Source organism: Gordonibacter sp. RACS_AR49 (assembly GCF_030418435.1).
Taxonomy (GTDB): domain Bacteria; phylum Actinomycetota; class Coriobacteriia; order Coriobacteriales; family Eggerthellaceae; genus Gordonibacter; species Gordonibacter urolithinfaciens.
In genome coordinates, this window is sequence record NZ_JAIUDM010000001.1 from 1 (window position 1) to 23,067 (window position 23,067).

Annotated in this window: 18 protein-coding genes; 3 read left to right on the forward strand and 15 right to left on the reverse strand. The window is 66.8% G+C overall.

Annotated features, from left to right (window positions below; translation table 11 throughout):
• The 14 genes from LB310_RS00005 to LB310_RS00070 form a co-directional block, all read right to left on the reverse strand.
• A partial coding sequence (locus tag LB310_RS00005) for a hypothetical protein (protein WP_301153899.1) occupies positions 1-182 on the reverse strand: 182 nt, incomplete at its 3' end.
• Positions 179-418 carry a 4Fe-4S binding protein gene (locus tag LB310_RS00010; RefSeq protein ID WP_301153901.1) on the reverse strand — a complete coding sequence of 80 codons (240 nt, stop codon included), beginning with the start codon at positions 416-418 and terminating at the stop codon, positions 179-181. The genes LB310_RS00005 and LB310_RS00010, both read right to left, overlap by 4 nt.
• 139 nt (positions 419-557) lie before the next feature.
• Entirely contained in the window at positions 558-3,221 is a 2,664-nt protein-coding gene (locus LB310_RS00015) for a molybdopterin-dependent oxidoreductase (protein WP_301153903.1), read from the reverse strand.
• 239 nt (positions 3,222-3,460) lie between these two features.
• On the reverse strand, positions 3,461-3,664 hold the full coding sequence (locus tag LB310_RS00020) for a zinc-ribbon domain-containing protein (protein WP_301153905.1): 204 nt from the start codon (positions 3,662-3,664) through the stop codon (positions 3,461-3,463).
• Positions 3,665-3,812: 148 nt separating this feature from the next.
• Complete coding sequence (locus tag LB310_RS00025) at positions 3,813-6,398, reverse strand: LuxR C-terminal-related transcriptional regulator (RefSeq protein ID WP_301153906.1); 2,586 nt, start codon at positions 6,396-6,398, stop codon at positions 3,813-3,815.
• Positions 6,399-6,904: 506 nt separating this feature from the next.
• Positions 6,905-7,336 carry a GNAT family N-acetyltransferase gene (locus LB310_RS00030; protein WP_301153908.1) on the reverse strand — a complete coding sequence of 144 codons (432 nt, stop codon included), beginning with the start codon at positions 7,334-7,336 and terminating at the stop codon, positions 6,905-6,907.
• A gap of 13 nt (positions 7,337-7,349) precedes the next feature.
• The gene (locus LB310_RS00035; RefSeq protein WP_087191351.1) at positions 7,350-8,324 is read right to left on the reverse strand and encodes a DUF169 domain-containing protein; all 975 of its coding nucleotides are present in this window, start codon (positions 8,322-8,324) and stop codon (positions 7,350-7,352) included.
• Positions 8,324-9,670 carry a radical SAM protein gene (locus LB310_RS00040; protein ID WP_301153909.1) on the reverse strand — a complete coding sequence of 449 codons (1,347 nt, stop codon included), beginning with the start codon at positions 9,668-9,670 and terminating at the stop codon, positions 8,324-8,326. Before LB310_RS00040 ends, LB310_RS00035 begins: the two co-directional genes overlap by 1 nt.
• Positions 9,671-9,868: 198 nt before the next feature.
• Positions 9,869-10,735, reverse strand: coding sequence for a DUF2064 domain-containing protein (locus LB310_RS00045; protein WP_301153910.1), 867 nt, complete (start codon positions 10,733-10,735; stop codon positions 9,869-9,871).
• A 284-nt stretch (positions 10,736-11,019) separates the two neighbouring features.
• The gene (locus LB310_RS00050) at positions 11,020-13,251 is read right to left on the reverse strand and encodes a molybdopterin-dependent oxidoreductase (protein WP_301153911.1); all 2,232 of its coding nucleotides are present in this window, start codon (positions 13,249-13,251) and stop codon (positions 11,020-11,022) included.
• Entirely contained in the window at positions 13,248-14,231 is a 984-nt protein-coding gene (locus tag LB310_RS00055; RefSeq protein ID WP_301153912.1) for a heterodisulfide reductase-related iron-sulfur binding cluster, read from the reverse strand. The genes LB310_RS00050 and LB310_RS00055 overlap by 4 nt, the downstream gene beginning before the upstream one ends.
• A 114-nt stretch (positions 14,232-14,345) precedes the next feature.
• Positions 14,346-15,326 (reverse strand): NrfD/PsrC family molybdoenzyme membrane anchor subunit, encoded by a 981-nt coding sequence (gene nrfD / locus LB310_RS00060; protein WP_278804802.1) that lies wholly within the window; start codon positions 15,324-15,326, stop codon positions 14,346-14,348.
• Entirely contained in the window at positions 15,326-15,904 is a 579-nt protein-coding gene (locus LB310_RS00065) for a 4Fe-4S dicluster domain-containing protein (protein WP_041239379.1), read from the reverse strand. The genes nrfD and LB310_RS00065 overlap by 1 nt, the downstream gene beginning before the upstream one ends.
• 28 nt (positions 15,905-15,932) lie before the next feature.
• Complete coding sequence (locus tag LB310_RS00070; protein WP_123674667.1) at positions 15,933-18,830, reverse strand: molybdopterin-dependent oxidoreductase; 2,898 nt, start codon at positions 18,828-18,830, stop codon at positions 15,933-15,935.
• A 983-nt stretch (positions 18,831-19,813) separates the two neighbouring features.
• On the opposite strand from LB310_RS00070, the gene LB310_RS00075 reads away from it, so the two are divergent.
• The 3 genes from LB310_RS00075 to LB310_RS00085 all read left to right on the forward strand — a co-directional run bounded on the left by LB310_RS00075 (position 19,814) and on the right by LB310_RS00085 (position 22,273).
• Positions 19,814-21,436 (forward strand): collagen binding domain-containing protein, encoded by a 1,623-nt coding sequence (locus tag LB310_RS00075; protein ID WP_301153916.1) that lies wholly within the window; start codon positions 19,814-19,816, stop codon positions 21,434-21,436.
• A gap of 137 nt (positions 21,437-21,573) precedes the next feature.
• Positions 21,574-21,756 carry a type II toxin-antitoxin system HicA family toxin gene (locus tag LB310_RS00080; protein ID WP_096227997.1) on the forward strand — a complete coding sequence of 61 codons (183 nt, stop codon included), beginning with the start codon at positions 21,574-21,576 and terminating at the stop codon, positions 21,754-21,756.
• A gap of 28 nt (positions 21,757-21,784) precedes the next feature.
• A complete protein-coding gene (locus LB310_RS00085) occupies positions 21,785-22,273 on the forward strand; it encodes a helix-turn-helix domain-containing protein (RefSeq protein WP_301153919.1) in 489 nt (162 codons plus the stop codon).
• Between the two features lie 133 nt (positions 22,274-22,406).
• Here LB310_RS00085 and LB310_RS00090 read toward each other — a convergent pair whose 3' ends face one another.
• Positions 22,407-22,988 carry a hypothetical protein gene (locus LB310_RS00090; RefSeq protein ID WP_087191915.1) on the reverse strand — a complete coding sequence of 194 codons (582 nt, stop codon included), beginning with the start codon at positions 22,986-22,988 and terminating at the stop codon, positions 22,407-22,409.
• Between the last annotated feature and the right edge of the window lie 79 nt (positions 22,989-23,067).

Below are 23,067 nucleotides of genomic sequence, written 5' to 3' on the forward strand. Positions count from 1 at the left end.
CCCTCCGGGTTGGGGACGAGGAACGTCGCGGCCACGATCAGCACGGCGACCGCGACGACGCCGGCCTTAAAGGAAGCTTTCTCTCTCATCTTTCCCCTCCTTAACAGGGACAGTGGAATATTTGATGAAGAAACCCTTTCGAGTCCTCCAACTATCGCGCCTAACGGCGCTTCAGCAGTCAAACAAAGTAAATGCTGATGGAGTGGGTGGGACATGCGTTCACGCAGCGCCCGCAGCCAACGCAGAGCTCCGGATGCACGGCCTTCGCACGAGCATGCCCGTCGACCTTGCGCGCGCGGAGCACCTTCCCCTCCTGTGGGCACGCCGAGACGCAGTTCAGGCACCCTCGGCAGTAATCCTCGTCGACCTTCACGCGCGGCTTGTTGCGGTAGAAGCCCATCGGCGCATATGCTCCCACGAGACCCCCTTTCCAGCATGCGGAGTGGCGCGGCGCCCCTCCTCGAAACGCGCTTGTGCTTCCCCAAACCCCCCGCCCCAGGAGGGAGCATCTGCCTCCGTCCTTCTCCCTCCGGAATGCGGCGGGGAAACCTTCCCTCTTACTTCTTCAGCTCCCAGAAGCCCAGGTTCTCGGCGGCCTTGTCCCACACGGTTCCGTGAGTGCCGTCGTAGAGGGCGGCCGGGATGCTGTCGTCGGCGCCATCGGACGGATCGATGCAGGGGTACACCTTGCACAAGAGGCCGCGGCAGTTCCACGTGGCCGTCATCTGGTCGGCCTTGTCCGGGTCGTCGTCGATGAGCACGTTCGCGGCCGCCTCGAACACGCCCTGCGACCAGGGCTCCTCCGCGGGCAGCTCGGGGTACCACCAGCTGGGCGGCACCTGCACCACGCCCTCGGGGATGTCCCAGCCCAGGTGCGCCTTCTGGCGAATACGGCCCATGGGCGTCTCGATCCAGATCCAGTCGCCTTCCTTGATGTGCAGGGCGCGCGCGTCGTTGAAGTGCATCCACGTCATGGGATACGGCGCCACCGTGCGGGTGCCGTGGCCCGGCGTGCGCATCTCGGAGTGGTACAGCGGGCTGATGCGGCCGGCCGTGGTCAGGCGCAGCGGGTACTCCTTCGCCATCTCGGGGTTGCCGAGCGGCGACTCCGGCTCGCGGTACACCGGCAGCGGGTCATAGCCCAGCTCCTCGAGCACCGACGCGTAGACCTCGGCCTTGCGCGACGGCGTGGCAAAGCCCTGGATCTGCCCGTTCTCGAGGCGCCTTGCGTACTTGTAGTACTCGGTGGGGTACGGGAAGTACGTGCCCGCGTTCACCACATCCTCGTACTTGAGACCGCAGCGGTCGATACGGTACTGGATGACGTCTTCGTAGGTCTCCCAGGGCCACTGCTCCTGCTGGCCCATCGCACAGCCGAGCGCGCGGAAGAAGTCGTAGTCCATGCGGCGCTCGGCGTAGGGCTCCACGCCGCGGTCGCCCACGGTGATGAAGTCCATGGAGTCCTCCGACGTCGTGCACATCGGGCGCTCCATCCAGTCGCACGCGGGCATGATATAGTCCGCCAACGCAGCCGTCGGGGTCTTCCAGTACTCGCACACCACCAGAAGCTCCAGGCTCTTCAAGGCCTTGTAGACCTTTTTGGTGTTCGGCATCCATGCCAGCGGGTTCGAAGACCATGCGATCATAGCCGTGATGGGGTACGGCTTCTGGTCGATGATGGCATCGAGCACGAGCGAGGGCGAGCAGAGCATCTGATGGAGCATGGGGCGCGGAAGGCCGAACATCTTGCGGTAGCACGCGTCGATTTTCTTGAAGCCGGGCCACGCCATGACGCGGAAGCGGTCGTTGCCGATGTACTTCGCCTGGTTCTCGGGGTCCTGCAGCTCGGAGAGCTCCATCTCGGCATCGCGCACCGGGAAGTCCTTCTCCTTGCCCACGGAGTTCGGGTCGGCCGGCTGGCCCACGAACTCGCCGCCGGGGTTATCGATGTTGCCGGTCATGATGCGCAGGATGGTCTTGGCAATGCCGAAGCTCGCGGCGTTGTTGCCGTGCTGGTCGCCACCGCCCAGGCCCCAGATGATGCAGGCGGGGCCGTTCGTGGCGTAGAGCTTGGCCGCCTCCTCGATCTTGCGCTTGGGCACGCCGGAGACCTTCGACGCCCGCTCGGGCGTGTACTCGGCCACGCGCTGCACGATGGCATCGAACACCGTGATGCACGCAACTTCGCTGCCGTCGGCCAGCTTCACTTGATAGGTGCCGCTGAGCTGCGCATCCACCTCGACGCCTTCGTCGGTGCAGTAGCGGTTCTCATCCGAGCACCACGCCAGCACGCCGTCGCGCTTGGCGTCCCACACCGCGAAATCCTCTTCCCTGCCGTCTGCGAGCACGTCGCTCGCGCGCAGGAGCTTGTTCGTGTCGGTACGGAACAGGAACACGGCGTTGGACCAGTTCTTCAGGAAATCCTCGTTGTAGAGCTTGTGCTCCACGATGTAGTTGATCCACGCAAGGCAGATGATGCAGTCGGTGTTCGGGTAGGGCTGCAGCCACTGGTCGGCCTGGCCGGACTCGGGTATGCACACCGGGTCGACCACGATCATCTGGGCAGGACCGTTCTCGTTCACCGTCGTGCGGCCCTTGATGACGCGCCACAGCGGCGCCTCGGGGGCGTATGACTCGGAGCAGCGCTTGCCCCAGTTGACGATCGTGTTCGATTGCTGGGGCGAAGCCGGCATCATCGACTCCACCGGCCAGCCCACCATCGCCATGTTCAGCGAGTAGTTCCAGCACCAGCAGATGGTGCCAGGGTCAACAACGTTGCCCGGGTTGCCCAGCAGGTTCGTGAAGCGGCTGCGCGCCCACAGGTGGTCGGAGCGGTACGTGCCCTCTGACGACACGAGCGTCTCGGGGCCGTGCTTGTCGATGAGCTCTTGGAGCTTCTCGGAAATCTCCTTGACGGCCTGGTCATAGGATATCTGCTCCCACTTGTCCTCGCCGCGCTCGCCCACGCGCTTGAGCGGGTGGTTGATACGCTTGGGATGGTAGTGGAACTTGATGGCGCGCTGGCCACGCTCGCCCAGACGGTTGCACAGCACCGCGCCCTCGTCGTCGTTGGGCCGAAGCTCCACCAACCGGCCGGTCGCCGTGTCCACCCCGGCGAAGATGCCGCAGTTCATATGGCACATGTGGCAGCGGGTGCGCCGCCAGCGGATGCCGTTCTCGTCGACGTGGTTGTTCGGCACGCCGATCATGCTCTCGGACATGGATCTCTCCCCTCTCTCTTCTCTACCTGGTTGACGCGAGGCGTCGTGAAGAGCGCTTCCGGAAGCCTTCCCTTACGATGGCCTCACTCTACTGAAGGCCCCGCCTGATTACATGACCCGAACTCGCGGCATCGCACGGGTGAGGCGCGGGGTAACGGCCAGGGGTAAGGGGCGGGGTAAGGCGGTGCGGGCGGGCGCTCCGTTCAGGGGGTTCGATGCGCCCGCCCGCGCTCCCTTGCTCAGGCGCCCGGTACGGGCGGCGGCGTAGGGGCTCCCGGGGCGCCGGGGACCTTGGGCGCAGCCGGGGCGCCGGGGGCGAGCACGGCCGGCACCTGCGAGGCGGCGCCGCAGCTCGGGCACTTCGCCGCCCCGGCCGGCACCTCCGCTCCGCATTTCGGGCAGTTCTTCGGCCCTTCGACGGCTGCTGGCGGTCTGAAGCACATGGCGTATCCTTTCCTCTGGGTCGGCGCCGCCGGTTAAGGCGGCCTCTCTACCTGAAGAGGATACGCAGGGGGAAAGCAGGGGTCATGACCTTCTCAAGACCGAACGAGAGGGTAAGGAGCGGGGGTGAGAAGCGGGGGTGAGCAGAGCTCATTCCCTTGCCACCGAGGCAGGCCCCGATCCCCCACTCCCAACGGAGCGGTTCGCCGCATATTCCCTCAAAGCCTCCTCGCGCGTGCCCACCCCCAGCTTGCTGTAGATGTTCGCAAGGTGCTTCTTCGCGGTATTGACGCTGATGCAGAGCGCATCGGAAATCTCTTTGCGCGATAAGCCCATGTTCAGGAGCTTGAGGATCTCCAGCTCTCGAGGGGTGAGCGGGTCGGGCCCGTCATTGGCGAACGCGCCCGGACCGTCTATGCCCGACGGAGCCTCCGGCAATTCCCGCTCGAATTCCACCAAAAGCGACTTCACGTAGGATCGGACGGATGCACCCGCCTTGCGCGTCGTCGAGTAGTCGCGCAGAAGGTCGCGCAGGGGCTCGCCTGCATCGAGGAGGCTGCGCATGAAACCGTGCCGGCACGCTAGCGTCAAGAGCTCGTTCAGCTGGGCGCAGGCGCGCGACCTCTCTCCCATCTCGCGCAAGACGACCGTTTCCACCACAAGGGCTTTCACTAGCAGGCAAACGTAGCGGCCCTTGCGTGCATGCACCTCGACCGATTCGAGCGTCTCGAGGACGGTCGGACCGTCGCCTTTCTCCCAAGCCGAAAGTGCGCGCACGAGGGCAAGCAGCAGCTGGCAATGCACATCCCCCTCATGCACCCGCGCGGCGAACTTACGCTCGATGAGAAGCAGGTCGCGCAGGTTCCGGCGACGTGCCGCTATCTCCGCCTGCTGGAAGTAGGCGTGCAGCAGCACGGCTCGCGGGACGTCCTTCTGCTCGCCATGCAGGATGCCCTCGACGATGACCTCGTACGCCTCGGAAAGGCTTCCTCTCGCAGCGAGCAGGCCAGCCTGGGCCATCCTGGCCTCAAGGTACATGTCGATGTGCCGGTAATGCGAGGTCCGCTTGAGCGAGCGCTCCACCAAAACCGAAGCCCGCTCCTTCTCGTTGCGCTCAAGCAGCACGCGCGCCAGCAGTGCGCAGATGGCACCATAGAGCGCGAAATCGGAAGGGCACGTTCGCAGAAGCTTCTCGCAACTCTCGCGGGCTTCGGCGAGCTCGCCGAAGCAGTGCTGCACCTCGGCGAAGTTGAACGAGTTGAACAGCAGCTGGTGCATCGTAGCGTCCACGCTTGCGCTTGCCTGGGCTTGCAGGTAAATCTCCTGGGCCTGGGCCATGTCGCCAATACGCTCGTATGCCTCGCCGAGCGACTGGTAGATCATGCTCATAAGCGATGGCTTGATCTCGTACCCGCTGTTCAACAGCTCATCGCATTGCGCGAGAGCCTCTTGGCCGTCTCCCTCCATGGCAACGCACTTCATTTTGAGGCACTTCGACGAGAACTCCACGATGCTCGGATCGAGGCTGCCGGCATGCGCAGGCTCCTGCATGCTGCGCTCGAATCGGGCGATCCAGTTCTGCGCATCGGCGACGCGTGCATTCGTGATGCACGACCATGCCGAGAGCATGCACAAAAGCGGCGACGAGGCGAACTCGGCCGAGGGTATGCGACAGAGCCACAAAAGGTAGTGGGTCCGCTTGTCCGAGCGGGAGAGCGAGCAGGTAGCCTCGGTCAGGTTCGCAACGTAGTCGAAATCGCTCGCCAGCAACAGGTACTTCGCCGCCTCGTCCTGCATCCCGTAATCGTGGAACCATTCGCTCGCCCGCGCGCATGTCTGCCTGATCTCCTCGATCCGCAGCTGCAGGAGCTCGCTGCGCAGCCAGTCGGCGAACAGAGCGTTGAAGCGGAACCACGTTCCCTCTTCGTCGCAGGGCACGACGAAGAGGTTGCGCCGTATCAGCTCGTCGAGAAGGGCCTGCGTCGAACCGGAGCCGAAGACCGCCTCGCAGAGGGGGCGGCTGAACGTCTCGAGCACCGATATCTCCAGCATGAACGAGAACAGATCCCCGGTCACCAAGCGCGTGACCTGTGCCTGGAAGTAGCGCCGCACGTTCAGGAGGGAACCGTCCAGCCGCACGTCGTCCGCGCTCCGCGCGCCCGACAGCGACCGCGCCGCCAGCACAAGCCCCTGCGGCCACCCCTCGACGAAGCGGCAGGCCTTCCCCAGAGCCTCGTCGGAGGGAGGCTCATCGCACATGGCATTCGCCAGATGCCGCGCCTCGTCTATGGTCAGAGCCAGGTCCTCTACGCCGAGGCAGCCGTACCCCAAGCGATAGGCATCGGTCTGCAGCACCCACGAAAAGGCGGACGAGGCGAGCACCACATGGAAGTCGGGCGGCGTCAGTGAGCAGAAACGCAGCAGCTGCACGTCTCTACCCTGTTGGTCGGCGCAGCCGTAATCGTCGATGAGCAGGTAGCAGGGCAAACCGGGAGGAAGCGCCTCGAACAGCGCATTGCCCATGGCTACGAGAACGCCGTCGTCCAACCCTGCACCGCGCTCCAGGAGTTCTTCGTCTACCAGGGGTTCAATCTCTGCAGCCACTTGGGCGCCCAGCCCTGCCAGTGCCGCCACGATATGTCGACAGAAGCGGGCGAAGTCGGCATCCTCCTCGTCGACGGTCAACCAGGAGACGAGGGTCCCCTCTTCTGCCTTCTTCCGAGCGAACTCAACCATCAATCCGGTTTTCCCATAGCCCGTCGGCGCAGCGACCAGCGTCAGTTTCTGCCGCGCGAGCAGCTCGAGCCTCTTGAGAAGCGCCGCCCTGCCCACATACCCGATCGGCAACGCCGGTTGCGTCAGCTTTGCCCGAACGACGGCTTTTTGCAGTTCCTTTTCAGTCGAAGTGCCCATCTGTCCCCTTCGAACGCACTCCTGCCGCCGACCCTTTCCCGGCAAACGGGCACATTGCCCGCCGTTCGACCATAGTAGAACTTTTTCCGGCCAGGTTCAATTATGAGAGCGTCGGTCAACGGCCATCGTGACAACCTGTCCTTCGCATATCTCTCCATAAGGGGACAAACTGCAAAGGGGCGAGAAGGAAAAGGCTTCGCGCGTGCACGCTGTTAAACACAGATTGGCAGGCAGGGGGTCGAAAAGTGGCAGAGGTTCCGAGGTATGTGACTTTTAGCTCGGCGCTCTCGGCATGACAAATGGCGGGAAGCTTGTTGTCCGCCTCCCGCCTAGAGCACCTTCCGCACCGGCACCGGGCCGCATTCGTCGCGCATCTCGCAGTGGTCGCAGTCGTCCACGAGGGACATCTCGATGAGGTCCCAGCCTATGCGCTCGTAGCCGAGGGCCTCGTAGAACGGCAGGCTCCCGCCGCGCGACACGAGGCGCAGCTCGCCGTGGCGCGCAAGAGCCTCTTCCATGAGCGCGCGGCCCACGCCGAAGCCGCGCCAGGTCTCGTGGGTGATGACGGGGTTCACGAACGCCGTGCCGTCCTCGGCGAGCGCGATGCGAAGGAACCCTACCACCTCGTCGTCCTCGTTCACGGCCACGCGCACGCCCTCGATGGAGGGGATGGCGTCCATGCCCTCCAGGTTGGCGTAGCCGTCGAGCACGGCCTTGTCGTCCGGCCGCGCATCGCGGATGGTGAACAGCTCGTTCGTCATAGGAGTTCCTTCCCTACATGATAGGCGGAACGTAGATCTTCATGCGCGAATCCGGGATGGCCTTCTTCGCCAGCTCCGTCAGGCCCTGCGCCACGATGGGCAGCTTGTCCACGGGCAGGCCCATGAACATCATGTCCTCGGCCACGTCGGTGGCCGCACGGCAGCCGTAGCAGCCGAACGTGATGTTGGGCTCCTGCTCCGTCAGGGGGTACAGCACCGCCTCCACGCACATGGAGTTGAACCCGCTCGCGTGGAAGTCGAAGCGGTGGCCCGAGTAGTAGCTCATGGACATGCACAGCCACATCATCTGCTCGGGCGTGCCCGTCACCACCACCACCTCGGGCTTGCGCACCGTCTTCGCCAGCGGCGCCACGTAGGTGGCGCGGCGGCTCTTCGGCGGCAGCGTGGGGCGCTCGGCCACCATCCGGGCGGCGGCCTCGGCGTTCACCACCTTGTGGAACAGCACGTATATCTCGCCGGTGGCCAGCTTCTCGGGCACGCCGGTCATGCCGAAGATGGACGTGCCGTCCGGGCACGAGTGCCGATGCGGCGGCATGAGGATGCTCGCACCGCGGCGCGCGGCCATCATGGCCTGGCAGAACCGCTGGTTCTCGGGCGGCAGGGGCACGTCGGGCAGCGGCTCGTCCTTGTCGATCAGGCTCACGGCGACCGGCTGCCAGCGCAGGCCCAGCTTCTCCATGATCACGCGCTGCCATTCCGCGTACTGCTCGCGCAGCTCGCGCGAGATGGGCTCGGCCCGCGGCTCGTCGGCAAAGGGATCGTACACCGCGTCGCCCGTGGCCTCCACGGAGAGCGCCCGCTGCGGGCAGTTGCCAGCGCACGTGGTGCATCCCACGCAGTCCTCGATGCGCGCCGCGAAGGGATGCCCCTCCTCGTCGGCCTCCAGCACCTCGCACGGGCAGAACGCGATGCACAGCCCGCACTTCACGCACCGGTTCGGGTCGTTCACAATTCGGTAGTCGGCCATCAGCGCAGCTCCTCCTTGCACCACGGCGGGTACACGCGCCGCCCGGCGGAATCGGTCAGATGGTACGAGCAGAACGGGATGGCGCGCCCGTCGGGCACCGTCACCATCATGGAGCACTCGCGCAGGCGCTGCGTGTCCATGGACACCGCGTCCATGTAGTTCATGATGACCACGGAGAGCCCGCTCGCCACCTCGACGCCCTTCTTGTCCAGGATGTCCAGGAACACCGAGCCCTGCGGGCTGTCGGGCGAGTACCCCGCGTGGTACTCCTCCATCGTCATGGCGCGCGTGGCCGGGTAGAACCCGGACGGATGCGCCGGCACGCCCGCGGGAGGCTCGCCCTTCACGAAGAACACGCCCGTGTCGCACAGCGGGTTCGAGCACCCGAGCGGCCACACGTCGCGCGGCTCGATGAGCCCGTCTGACTGCTCGGCCAGCTGGAAGATCACGTCGCCCGAGCTCATGGGCAGGGCGCGCTCGGCGTCGAAGCGGCCCGACGTGAACGCTGGCTGCAGGGCCAAGCCTGCCACCACGTCGGCGTTGTCCAGGCAGAAGCGCAAGAGGTCGCCCAGCTGCCCGTCGTTCAGGCCCGCCACCACGGCCACGGACAGCACCACCTGGATGCCCACCTCGCGGCACCGCTCGATGACGCGCATCTTCACGTCCAGAATGTCGCGCCCGCACGTGCCCTCGTACACCTCGCCCGTGAGGCCGTCGAACGACAGGTACACGCCGGTGAGCCCCGCCCACACGAGCTCTTCCAGATACCCGTCGCGCGCGGCTATGACCAGGCCGTTCGTGTTGACCTCGATGCCCCAGAAGCCCTTCTCGCGGCCCATGCGGATGATCTCGGGCAAGTCCTTGCGGCACGTGGGCTCGCCGCCCGTGATCTGCACGGCGCCGTCGGTGCCCACCGCATTCGCGATGACGTCGTACATATCCGAAATTTCCTCAAGCGTGGGGTCACCCTCACCCGTCTCGGCGCTCATGAAGCACACGGGGCAATGCAGGTTGCAGTTGCGCGTGACCTCGATCTCCAGCAGCGTCCCGCGCCGCTGGTGCCGGCTGCACGTGCCGCAGCCGCGAGGGCATGGCGCCGTGGCCGGAAGGGTGTTCTGCGGCGCCGTCTTGGGAAACGCGAGCGAGCGCAGCCACTCGTAGTGCGCGGCGTCGGGCCACATGCGCGTGGCCAGCCTCCCGTGGTCGGGGCAGGTGCGCTCCATCCACACGACTCCCTCGGCATCGGCGTACACGTCGGCCGGCAGCTCGGCGAGGCAGTCCGGGCAGAGCGCCGTGGTCTTGTGCAGCGGCGTGCGCTCGTTGTCTCTCGATTCGTACTCGCTCATCACGTCTTCTTCCTCATCATCGTCGATCTCGACGGTCTGTAAAAGTCAGCGAGGGTGGCTGCGGCGCCCGAGATTCGCAGGATCGCGGAGGCGAAGCGTACTGCGGTACGCGAGTCTCACGTGTTCGTGCGAAGATCGGGTGCCGCAGCCGACCGCAGCATCGACTTGTTCCGTCGGCCGACAGGCCGACGGAACCTCCTATTCCTGGTCGATGTACTGGCGCGGGTCGTGCTCGTCGTTCGGCGGGGTGATCACCTGGATGCCCATGTAGTCGACCCAGTCCAGCACGCGCTGGGGCACGAACAGGTCGGTCTGGAACACGGCCGCCTGCTTGATGGCGCGCATGCACGAGATGGCGTGCGCGAGGTCGGTCTTCTCGTCGATGTCGGCCACCGGAGACAGGAACGCGGAGGGCACGTCGCGCTCCTCCAGCTTCTCCATGTAGCCGTCGAGCGCCGGGCGGCCGTCCAGGTTGTAGTAGACGCCCTGATGGTCCATCGGCGTGTTGTGGCTGAAGCCCACGAGCGACGTGCCGCATTCCTGGCACGGCGCCTGCACGAAGCCGGGCTTGCCGATGCTCTGGAAGTAGTCGAGCCATTGGAACGCAGCCACGATGTGCGACTTCGGCATGGTGGGGATGTCGCCGCCCACGGACACGATATGCTCGTAGCCCCGTGCGAAGATCTCCTTGAACGCGTAGTCGAAGTGGTCGTCGAACGTGGCGCCCTTGTCCGTCATGTAGTGGATCTCCATGGGCCACGGGCCGATGGCATCGTAGGTCTCCTTCATCAGCTCCACGTTCTCGGCCGGCGTCGTGGACACGAAGAAGTCGTAGGTGATCTTGTCGACGCTCGGATCGGCCGCCACAGCCGCGTCGTTCTCCATCTGCAGCTCCATGAGCGCGTGCATGGCGAGCTCGCTCACGTCGTACAGGCTGCGCTTGAAGAACTCGGCCGCCTGCGCCGGGCTCAGGAAACCGTCGTGCTCGGTCGTCAGGCGCGTCTTCACCATTCCCGGCACCGGGGGCTTGCTGAACAGCAGCAGCGCTTGCTTCTTCTCGGCCATAGGAACATTCTCCTTCTCGTCGTTCTTATCCGTTGTCTCTCGTTCGTGCGCTCGCGCACGGCAGTTCTTCTTCGTCGCCCCTCCCCGCACCACGGAAGGCCCCGCAGGTTGCACCCCCTCCAACCTCAACCGATCACGCGACTGCGTCCCGCCCCCGGCCCACCGCCCTTCGCAGCAACCGCGAGGGCGGAGCGGAAGAGGGGGGCATGCAGTGCGACGAGCTTTCGCGAAGTGTGCGAGGAGTGCTGCATGGCCCCCTCTTCCGCTCCGCCCGTCCCGCAGGTTCATTCCCAGCTCAAAGGCTCGTCAACCCGCCGGATGACGCAGTCGATGGCGTTGTACGACCACGTGCCGATCAGCGGCTCGCCCGGCTCGCACGACGTGAGGCAGTTCACGTTCGACTCCCACATGCCGCCGAGGTCGGGGCCGCCCGGCTCCCACTCGGGATGCCACCAGCCGTAGTCCACGTTCACCAAGTCGTCGCGCAGGGGCGCGGTCTCCAGTATAAAGCGTGCCGAGCCCTTGTCGGTGGCGATCTCCACGCGGTCGCCCGGTTCCAGGCCCAGCCGCCCGGCCGTGGCCTCGCTCACCTCCGCCACCGGGTGCGGCGACTTCTGGCGGAAGGCCGGGTTGTTGAAGTACATCGACGCGTTGTAGGGCTGCTTGCGCGAGCCGGTGATCATCGGCAGGTGCGCGCCGCCCGCGCGCTCGGCGTCCTCCACGAGCTCCGGCGAGCACAGGGGCTCCGCCGACGCGGCCGGTTCGGGCAGGCGCGGCCCGCCGAGCGTCGGCAAGAACTCGCTCGCCAGCTCTATCTTGCCCGTGGTGGTGGCGAAGCCCTGCGGCTTGCCGTCGGGGCCCGGCAGCTCGTGCTTGGCGTACGCCGGCGGCTGCCAGTAGATGCCCAGCTGGCAGAACGCGTCCCAATCCATGCCCGCGCGCGCGAGCTGCGCCGCGAACGCGTCGGCCAGCGTCTCCTCCGGCCACGCGTCAACCTGGCCCAGGCGCAGGCCAAGGCCGCGGAACACGTCGTAGTCGCACCTTCGCTCGTAGTACGGCTCCACGGCGGCGGGGCCGCCGTAGCCCATGTTCGCCACGCCGCCGTGCACCTGCAGCACGGGGCGCTCGATGGCACCGGCCGCCGGCAGCACGTAGTCGGCGATCATGGCCGTGGGCGTCATATAGTAGTCCAGCACCACCAGCAAGTCCAGGCCCATGAGCGCATCGAACACGCGGTGCGTGTCGGCATAGGTGAGCAGCGGGTTCGTGGCGTTCACGATGAGCGCGCGCACCGGGTACGGCTCGCCCTCCTCCATGGCGCGCAGCACGAGGTGCGGCAGCGCGGAGGTCAGGTAGCGCTCCGGCAGCGTGCGGCCCAGCTTCTCGGTGAGCTTGCGGGCGCGGTCGTAGCCTTCGTAGCACTGCAGCGGCGTGAAGGGCGTGTTCAGGCAGCGCGCGCGCCTCTCGGGCGCAAGCGCGTCGGACATCTCCAGCTCCATCTCCGACACGAAGTCCGGTCCCTCGGCCAGCACGCACGAACCGGGCTTGTCCACGTTTCCCGTCACGGCGCGCAAACAGCAGATGGCGCGGTGCGTGGGCGCCACGTTCGCGCCCACCTGGTCAACCCCGCGGCCCGACACGAGCGCCGCGGCGCCCGCCCGCCCGAACAGGCGCGCCGCCCGCACGATGTCGTCCTCCGGCAGGCCGCACACCGCGGCCACGTGCGCGGGCGTGTAGGGCCGCACGTGCGCGGCCAGCTCGTCGAACCCGTGGCACCAGGCATCCACGAACGCGCGGTCCGCCAGGCCCTCCTCGATGATCACGTGCAGAAGGCCCAGCGCCAGCGTGCAGTCGGTGCCCGGCCGCACGGGCAGCCAGAGATCCGCCACGGCCGCCGCCTGCGTGCGCCGCGGGTCGACGACCACGAGCGGCGCATCCGAGCGCGCGAACGCCAGGATGGACCGCCAGAACGCCGAGTTGTCGGACTGTGCCGGGTTCGTGCCCCAGATGAACAGGCACTCCGTCACCCCCGGCACGATGTCGGCCTCCACGGTCCAACCGAACGTGAGCGCATCCATCCAGATGCGCGGGTTCCAGCAAATCTGCCCGATGCCCATGTTGTTAGGGCTGCCGAACAGGTTCATGAAGCGGTGCAGCGGCCAGAACGACGCATGCGGGCCGCCGATGGCGCTCGCAAGCGTCTCCGGGCCGTGCTCGTCGGCAAGCGCCTGCAGGCGCGCCGCGATATCGTCGAGCGCTTCGCCCCAGCCCACGCGCTCCCACTCGTTGCCGCCGCGCTCCCCGACGCGGCGAAGCGGATGGTTCACGCGGTCGGCGCCGTCCAACGCGTCTAGGTTCATGCGCCAGCGGCGGCAGCCCGCCAGGATGCGCTCGTCGTAAGGGTAGCGCGACGGGTCGGGCACGAGGTCCGTCACGCGCCCGTCCTCCACGGTGGCCAGAAACGCGCAGCAGTAGCCGCAGTAGTGGCAGTTCGTGGGTTTGACCTCGGCCGTCATCGCGCCTCCTCCCCATCGTCGCCGGCCTCGGAGGCAAGCCCCTTGAACGGGCGCGCCTCGCCGCCGTCCGCCGCCGGCTCGTCGAACAGGAAGCGCAGCTTCATGTAGGCGTCGGCGGCACGCCAGTCGATGCGCCAGTCGAACAGCAGCTCCAGATAGTGGAACACCGGCACGCGCCACTGCGAAACCGAGAGCAGGAACGAGCAGCTCACGCAGGCCGCCACGATGGCGGAGCCGCCGGCTTCGACGGCCTCGGCCCCGCGCGCCTGCGACTGCGCGAGCGCCTTGTCCGCATGGCCGGCCGCCCGCACGAGCGAGCCGCAGCACTGGGAGCTCCGGCGCGCATGCGCGGGCTCCACCGTCAGCTCGGCGGGCATGAGCGCCCGCAGGCCGTCGGCGAACTCGCCCGTGGCCCGGTCGGGGCAGGAGTCGTGCACGCTGAACCGCAGCGGCGGGCGGGCGCCCTCGGCGCACGCCTCGTAGAAGTCCGCACCCGCCTCCAGCTCTTCGGCCAGCAGGCGCTCCGCCACTCGGGCATCTACCCGGTAGCCCAGCGCGTCCAGCTCGAGCGGCAGCGGCACCACTTCCACGCCGGCCGTGCGCTCGTCCTCGGCAAGGGCGCCGCGCAGCGCGGCGACGCAGTTCGGGCAGGCGGCCACGATGCGCTCGACGCCCGCCGCGGCCACGTGCTCGCACAGCTGGTCCTCGAACGCTGCGCGCACGGCCTTCCCGTCCGGCTCGAAGCTCAGTATCTTCCCGCAGCACAGAAGCGAGATGCCCTCGACGCGCCCGGCCCCGGCCAACAGGTCGTAGACCGCCTTCACCAATGGCAGCGCATAGTTGATAAGCGAGCATCCGGGGAAGAACAGGGCGCGGGCGCGCAGCGGGCCGTCGGCCGCCGCCACCCGCGTGCCAAGGCCGGGGAAAGCGCACGCTACGGTGCTTCCCGCCAGCACGTCATCGAATACGTAGTCTTCCATGTTACCCCCTGGATACTCGGTTAAAACCGCAGGCGGGGGCCCGACCGATAAGCCGGGCCCCCCGTCAGCGCACGCGCGGCGCGAAGCCGGCGCGCTCGCGGCCTTGCGGCCGTCTTAGAACTGGTTATCGCCGTACGTCCACTTGGTGATGAACTCCGCGTCGTTCTTGGCAAGGCGGTTGTAGTAACGGTTCTCGCCCGGGATCTCGGCACGGTCATCGGTGTTGACCACCATGAAGCGCAGCAGGCAGCCGCCGCACAGCACCAGGATGGGGGCCACGAGCGTGGCCGCGGCGGAGTGCCCGCCGCCGATGTACATGACCAGCGGCACCACGAGGCCCAGGCCCACCATGCCGACCCAGAACAGGCCCGCGTAGGAGCCCTTCACCCAGCGGCGCGCCGCCGCCTTGGCGGTCTCGTTGCCGGCACCCGCGAAGGACAGCACCATGGTCAGCAGCACGATGAGCTCGGCAACGACCAGCACGATGTCCACCACGTGCAGGATCTCCAGCACGATCTCGGACACGACCAGGCTCTCCAGCGTCATAGCCGCCGGCCAGCCGCCGATGGAAAGCACGATGGCCGCGCAGCCCGTGGAGATGGCCGAGATGGTGAACAGCACGGGCAGCGCCGGGGTGGCCCAGAACGCATGCGCCTTCAAGGTGGACAGCATGATGCCGGTGTACATCATGATGCACAGGCCGAAGAAGCCGGCCACGATCAGGAAGAAGTCCGCAGCGGGCTTCAGCAGGTCGGACAGGCCCGCGAAGATCGGCCAGGCGTCGCCGATGAACGCCAGCAGGAACAGCAGCGCGAACACCGCGGCGATCACGAGGAACGTGGCGCCCCACTTGATGATGGACTTCGACGTGGTCCACACGCGCCAGAACACGCCCGGCTGCCCCAGGTCGACGACCAGGAACACGCAGCCGATGGCCACGCACACCAGCGAAACGAGCACGGGCAGCGCGAACACCTCGGCGTAGCCGGGGACCACGAAGCTGTTGAAGATGGCGGCCAGGAACAGGATGCCGCCCGCCAGACCGCCCAGGAAAAGGTACAGGGCGATAGGCGGTTCCCAATAATGATGTTTCATTATGCCTTACCTCCCAAATCAGGAATGTAGTAGATCTGCGGCTCGGTGCCGAACTCCTCGAAGAGGCGCTCGGTCTTCACAGAGCCGATGAGCTTGGAGACCTCGCTGTTCGGATCATCGAGATCGCCGAAGATACGGGCCTTCTGATGGCAGGTCAGCACGCAGTACGGCTGGGCAGAGGGGTCCAGCTGGCGCTTGTCGCGGCAGAACGTGCACTTGCGCACGTAGCGGTGCATGCGGTCCTCCAGGTGCGAGGCGTCGCGCATGCCGTACGGGCAGGCGTTCACGCACACCTTGCAGGACAGGCACTTCTTGGGGTCCACCCACACGGTGCCGTCCTCGTCCTGCTGGCTCGCGCCGGACGGGCAGCAGGGAACGCACTCGGGGTTCTCGCAGTGCATGCACAAAAGCGGCTGCCAGGACTTGTGGACGTTCGGCCACGTGCCCTGGGCGCCCTCGGTGACCACGGGGTTGTAGACGATGTCAAGGGGAAGCTTGTTCCACGTACGACAAGCAACCGTGCAGGAGTGACAGCCGATGCAGCGACGCTGGTCGATGACCATGACGTAACGAGTCATTTATCTATCCTTTCTTCCTACTCGGCGGCTATTCTTCGACGGGCGCATACGACATGTCGTAATGCTTGCCCGTGGCTTCGTCGACCAGATGGCCGGTGGCGGCGTCGTAGAGCCAGCCGTAGTTGGCGTCGTGGAAGGCGCCGTTGTCGGGGTCCAGCATCCAGCCGCTGTTCGGGTCGTACACGTAGGGGAGGTCGCCCAGCGTGGCGTAGCCCTTCTCCTGGTTCCAGGTCAGGTTCTCGGGCACCTCGTAAGGGGCGGCCTGGCCGGGATAGCAGCGCACGCCCGCCGCGAACACGATCTCCTCGCGGTCCATGGTGTACATCTTGCCGGTGGCGTCGTCCACGAGGCACTCGTTGGCGGCATCGTAGCGCCAGCCGGTGTGGGCGTCGTGGTAGCCCTTCGTGCGCGGGTTGATGAGCCAGCCCGACTCGTCCAGGCGGAAATTCGTGCCCTTCTGGTACAGCGTGTTGCTCTGCCACACCCACTCGTAGCCCTCGGGCACGGCCTCGGCCGGCTGCGGCTTCTCGAACGGGATGGGCTCGCGGGCGAGCTTCTGGTCGCTCGGCATGACGGTCACGCCCGGCTCGGGCGAGGAGCCCGGGATGGAGAACTGGGTGTCCTCCTTCTTGTACTCCTTGTCGTACTCGCCGCACTTGTACACCTTGCACATGAGGCCGCGGTTGGCCCACGAGCCGCCCATGGGGTCGCAGTGCTCGTCATCGACCGAGGTCAGCACGTTGACGTTGGACTCAAGGCAGCCGAACGGGTTGTCCAGGTCGGCCGAGCCGTCGCGCTCGGGGAACCACCAGCCGCGCGGCGCGAACACCACGTTGGGATGCACCTCGGGCTCCACGTTGGCGCGCATCTTGATGCGGCCGCGGCGCGTCTCGATCCAGCACCAGTCGCCGTAGGCGATGTTCAGCTTCTCAGCCAGCTCCGGGTTGATGGAGAAGTACGGGTCGGGATACAGGTAGCGGATGCCCTGCATCTGGAAGTGCTCGGAATGGTGGTACGGCATGAAGCCGCCGCCCGTGGTGAGCACGATCGGGTACTCTTCCGCAATCTCCGGCGTGTCGATCTCGTTCTCGATGCAGCCGATGTAGGTGGGCATGCCGGGGTAGCCCAGCTCGCGCAGGATGGTGGAGTTGCACTCGACCTTGCCCGAGGGGGTCCAGAAGCCGTTGGCCTTGAACTTGTTCTGGTGCAGCGGCGGATAGTACATGCGGTAGTAGTCGACGAAGTCGTTGTAGCTCTCCACGCCGCCCAGGCCCAGGGGCTCCAGGATGTGGAAGTACGCCTCTTCCTCGGTCTCCCACGGCCAGTTCGCGGGATCTTGGCCGCAGGCCAGGCCCAGCTTGCGCCAGAACGTCATGTCCGTGTGGCGGTCGTACTTCGGCTGGATGGCGCGGCGGCCGCCCATGATGGAGTCGGTGGCGCCGTAGTGCGTGACGATGGTGGGACGCTCCAGCGCGCCGGCTGCCGGGAACACGTAGTCAGCGAACAGGGCCGTCGGGGTCATCCAGTAGTCCACGACCACGAGGAACTCGCACTGCTTGAGCGCCTGCAGCGTCATCTTGGCGTCGCCGTAGGAGTTGATGGGGTTCGTGGCGTTCACGATGAGCGCGCGCACCTGGTAGGGGTCGCCCGTGATGATGGCCTTGAACACGCTCGGGCCGTGGGCCTCGCAGAACCACTCGGTGGGCAGCGTCTTGCCCCACGTGCGCTTCGCGTTGTCCGAGATCAGCTGGTAGCCGGGCCAGGAGGTCAGCTTGAACTTGTCGGAGCCGATCTGCTTGGCCTTCTGCTCCTCGGGCAGGCACTCGTTGAGCTCCATCTCCTCGTCGGTGAGGTAGTTGAGCGCGGGGCCCGGCATGCCGTCGCCGCCGGGGACGTCCAGGTTGCCGCAGACGGCGCGCATGAGGGCGATGGCGTGGCTGCCGGTGGTGGAGGCACGGCCGATCTGGTCCCACGTGCAGCCCCACTGGATGCAGCCGGGGGTGTTCATGGCGTACAGGCGCGCAGCCTGGCGGATCTGCTCGGCATCGAGCCACGTGATGGGCGCCGCCCACTCGGGCGTGTACTCGGCCACATGCTCCTGCAGCTCCTCGAAGCCGTCGCACCACTCGCCCACGAACTCCCAGTTGACCAGGCCCTCGTAGATGATGGTGTGCAGCATGGCCAGCGCGAGCGCGGCGTCGGAGCCGGGACGCAGCGGCAGCCACAGGTCGGCCTTGGAGGCCGTCTCGGAGTAGCGCGGGTCCACGACCACGATCTTCAGGCCGTTCTTCTGCAGGTCGGTGTAGCCGTCCATGCCGCCCAACGTGGAGGCGCCGGGGTTCATGCCCCAGAGGATGAGGCACTTGGCGCCGGCGAGGTCCGTCTCGAACGGCGACCAGCCGGCCACGCAGGTCTCGGCCATGAACGTGGGGATCCAGCACAGAAGGGCGTTGTGGAAGCCGTTCGGCGTGCCGAACTGGTTCAGGAAGCGGCGGCGCGCCCAGTCGTCCGTGCGCGTCGTGCCGCCGGCGGAGGCCACGGCCTCGGCGCCGCTCTCCTCCTTGATCTGGTTGAGCCTGTCGGCAACCTCCTGGATCGCCTGGTCGTACGGGATCTTCTCCCACTTGCCCTCGCCCTTGGCGCCCACGCGCTTCAACGCGTGGTTGATGCGGGCGGGGTGGTTGACGTGCAGCAGCGCGCTCGTGCCGCGGCAGCACAGTCCGCCATGGTTCGAGTAATCGGGATCGCCTTCGATCTTGATTACGTCGCCATCCTTAACGTAGGCGAGCACGCCGCAGTTAGCATGGCAGAAATAGCAGAGCGACTTGACCATCGTGACGCCGTCTTGATGGATGTCGACCTCGGTCGACACGGTATCCGGGCTCACAAGGCCCTTGAGACCGGTCGACGTCTTGGAAATCTCCATCTACCTTCCCCTCTTCTTCTCGTCCGTTTACCTTACCGTTGAACCCTGTCGTGCCGTTCGCATGATTATGCGCGGAAGCTCCGCTTGGCCCGAACGCTCTCACTCGCGCGGATCATGCACGCCAGTGTATAAAACGCCCGTTCCATCCACATCACACCGGAAGTTCTAAATTCCGCGAGCGGGTAAGCCCGATAGTATTAATTGATCGGACCGCGATTTTCACCCCGACCGCTCGTCTGGGCATTCCGCCGTTCGGCGGTTCGCCACCCCCTGAGCGAGCCTTGGCGTGAAACGTTCGCACCCCCTGCGCGAAATGACGTTGACAGCTCCTCCGACCGCTTCTATCGACTGATGGCCGTCATCGAACTCCTTGCGGCCTGAACCGTTGTTCGATGCCAACCAGTAGTAGATAGAATCGGCTATTTGATTATAGCTATGCGGGATAGCATGTGCCACCCTAGCGGCGTGTTTTTGCGGCGAATAACACGCAAAAGGGGCGGGAGCGGGCACCGGCAGGATGCGCGGCAGCGGCGCCTGGAAGCCGCCTGGGGGGCTTCCAGCGAAAACGAGCTGGATCGGTGCTGGATGCGGGCAAGGACCGAACGGCTCGCACGGCGGAAACATGCAAGGTTCGGACGGCGCCCACGTCGGAAACGCGCAAGGCCTGCGCGACTCGCGGACGGTCGAATTACGGTCGGCGTGCAAGGTCGCGGCGCTAGGATGGAGGCGTCGGGACAGACCCGGCGCGACCGACGAGGAAGGGGGCCGACGTGGATCCGTCGCACACGCAGCCGCACATTCGCAGGGAAAACGGTGCTGTCGAGGCAGCGCCCCGTCGGCGCCCCCTCTCGCCTTCCGGCTGCGTGCGCCGCAAGCCCGTTGCGGCCGGCGCGGCGAAGGCCCTTGCGGAAGCGGGGCCCGCAGGACCAGGGCCCGGCGGCCCTCGCAGTCCTCGCCGCGTGCGCACCGCGGCATGCGCGGCGATGCTCGCCGCGTGCGTGCTCGCGCTCGCGCTGGCAGCTCCCCGGTCGGCCGAGGCCCTTGAGGGCATCTCGGGCACCTGTTACGTGGCCTGCACGAACGCGCATATCGACGGGCCGGACGGCGGCAACGTGTTCGAGGTGACGTTCCCCCAGTACGGAATCTCGGCCACCGGTTACTGCATCTCGGGCTCCGTCTACGGCACGCCGCTTCCGGGTACCTACCCGTTCTCCGGCGAGCCTGCGGGTGACGGCGGCTTCCAGATCACCGTGAACTGCCGGGGCGCCGGCATGTACGAGAACCATTACTCGCCCTACGGCGCGCAGAACGTCGGCGGGTTCAAGATACGCCCCTTCGGGGCCATGGAGGTGCTCAAGCGCTCCGCCGCCCCCGACGTCACGGACAACAACGCGTGCTACCGGCTGGCCGGCGCGGTGTACGGCGTGTACGCCGACGAGGCGTGCACGAGCCAGGCGCTCGCGCTGACCACCGACGCCGCGGGGCGCGCCCGGTCGGAATGCGTCCTCGCGCCGGGGCGCTACTGGGTGCGCGAGAAGACGGCGCCGGAGGGCTACTTGCCCGACCCGGGCGTCTACCCGGTCGACCTCGCTCAGGAGGACTGCCGCACCGGCACCGTGCCGGCCGTGCGCGTCGCGGATGCGCCCTTGGTCGCACCCGTCGACATCCTCGTGCAGAAGGCGGACCGCGAGACGGGCGTCCCCCTGCCGCTTGGCGACGCGAGCCTCGCCGGCGCGACGTTCACGGTCGAGCACTACGCGGGACGCTACGCCTCGCTTGGCGAGATCGCCGCGGCGGGCGCGCAGCCCGCGCGCACCTGGGACGTCGTCACCGACGAGCAGGGACGCGCGAGCGTGGGCACGGGCGACCTGCCTGGCAACGGAAGCGGCGGGTCCGGCCTGCCGCTCGGCACCGTGGTCGTGCGCGAGGTGCAGGCGCCCCGCGGCTACCTGCTGCCCGACCCGCCCGCCCTCGTGCGCGCGGTCGAGCCCTCCCCCGACGAGCCAGGCGTGGCCGTATACCGCGTCCCCACCGTGGCCGATCAGGTGGCACGCGGCGACGTGGCGCTGCTCAAGCTCGGCGCAGGCAAGGACGGAGGCGGCGCTGCGGACAGCACGGGCGAAGGCGGCGCAGGCGGCGCTTCGGCAGACGGGGGCGGCACGACGCCCAAGGTCCCGCTGGGCGGCGTGGCGTTCGACATCGTGCGCCTCTCCACAGGCGAGGTGGCGGCCCGCCTTGTCACCGGCGAGGACGGCCGGGCCTCCACCGAGGGGCTCCGCCCCGCCGGCCTCGACGGAGCGCTGCCCTACGGCCTCTACGAGGTCCGCGAGGACCCCGCCACCACCCCGCCGGGCTACCGCACCGCCGAGCCCTTCGTCGTCGCCGTCAAGGGCAACGCCCGCACCTACTGCTACGAGGTGGTGAACGAGCTGGTCAGCGCCCCCGAGGAGCCGCCAGCAGGCGACGAGCCCGCCGAAGAAGAACCCCCGGCCCCGCTCGCCGAGACGGGCGATGCCCTCGCCCGCGCGCCCCGCTGCATCGCACTCGCCGCCGTGATCAGCGCCACGCTCGCCGCCGCGTTCGCCCTGCGCCGTCAACGCCCATAGACGCGCCCGGCGCATGCCGACGGGCGCTGGGGACGCCTGCGACCCCGCGGAACCGATACGTGGCAACGCCCGCCTCCCTCCCCTTTCGCACTTGATTAATTATTAATTATAGTTTATAATTTTTAGGAAGGACGAGCATGGTCAAGAGACGCGACCTTGTCAAGGAGGTCGAAGCCCAAGGGTTGAGAAGTACCGGCGGCACGAACCACGAGACTTTTAAGAAGCCAGGCTTCCAGACGTCTATCCCCCGGCATCGGGAGATAGACGAGGACACAGCCCGAGATATCAGAAAGCAAGCAGGTATCGAGAAGCGGCGCTGACCCAGTTCGAGAACGAGAGGACCCGCCTATGTTGTATGTATACGAGTTCGAGCTTTTTACCGGGCAAGATGGATGGATCATCGCCCGGCCCTTCGACTTCGAAGGCGCAACCCAAGGAGCCGACGTGGCCGAGGCTTCGGAAATGGCCGCCGACTGGCTCAGGACGGAGATCGAATACCGCCTTATGGACAGCAGGGATATCCCCGAGGCGACGCTCGGCCACGAACCTGCACGCAAAAACGGCCGCGTTCTGCTCGTAGCCGTGGAGGCGAGCCTCGACGGTATTCCCGCCGTACCGGCTTCCGAGGCGGCAAAGATCTTAGGGGTGTCACGGGCACGCGTGTCCCAGATGCGCAAGGCCTGTCTGCTTCAAGGCTTTCGCAAGGGCCGCGACACCTTCATCACGAAAGACAGCATAGACGCTCGCCTGCGCGAGAAGCCCAAGGCGGGACGGCCGAAGAAGGGGACGACAAAGCCTCGGCCAAAAGCGGCGGCGAAGCCAGTGGAAGCCCGCTAGAAACCGAACGGAGGGACGGACTCGCGTCCGCCCCTCCGTCGGCTCTCATGGGTTCGGACCCACCGCTCGCGACCGCGAGCCCGTCCTCGCAGATGGCGGCGCCGACCGCGGGGACGGCACCGAGGCGAATCCCCTACCAGGTGGCCGAGCAGTCGCAGCCGGTGCGGACCTGGCCCTTGCCGTTGGCACGCCTGCGCAGCTTGTCGACGTCCCAGCGCTCGAAGATGAGGGCGCGGTGCGCGCGGTAGATGTCGAAGGCGCCCTCCAGCTCCATCCCCACGCACGTGAACGAGCCGTTGATGGCGCCGTAGAACTCGGCCGCGTGCTCGTTGAAGCTGTTCTCGGCGAACAGGTAGACGTTGGCCGCGTGCCCGCGGCCCTGCAGCGGCACGAGCAGCTCGTTGCCGTTGCCCTCGATGAAGATGCCCTTGTTCTCCAGGCGCACGCCGCGCACGGCCTTCTCGGCCTCGAAGCGGTCGGCCCAGGGCTCCTTGTTCATCTTCGCCCAGTACGCCCAGGCGTTCTCGAACCGGCAGGCATCGTCGTCGTAGATCGCCTGGAAGAAACCGCGGCAGTCCTCCGCCGCCTCCAGGTGCCCCTTGAGCCGGGGCCACACGCCACCCGCGATGCTGGCCAAGGCCAAAAGCTCCCGGTAGTCCTTCGCCTGCGCCGCAGGCACCGCCTCTATCTGCGCTTTCAGTTCCTCGTACTGCATTGCTCCTCCTTAGAGGGGCTGTCCAAAAGCCCCCGAAACCATGTTTCGCCATAAGGTTGTTCCGCAGGGCAGGCACCCT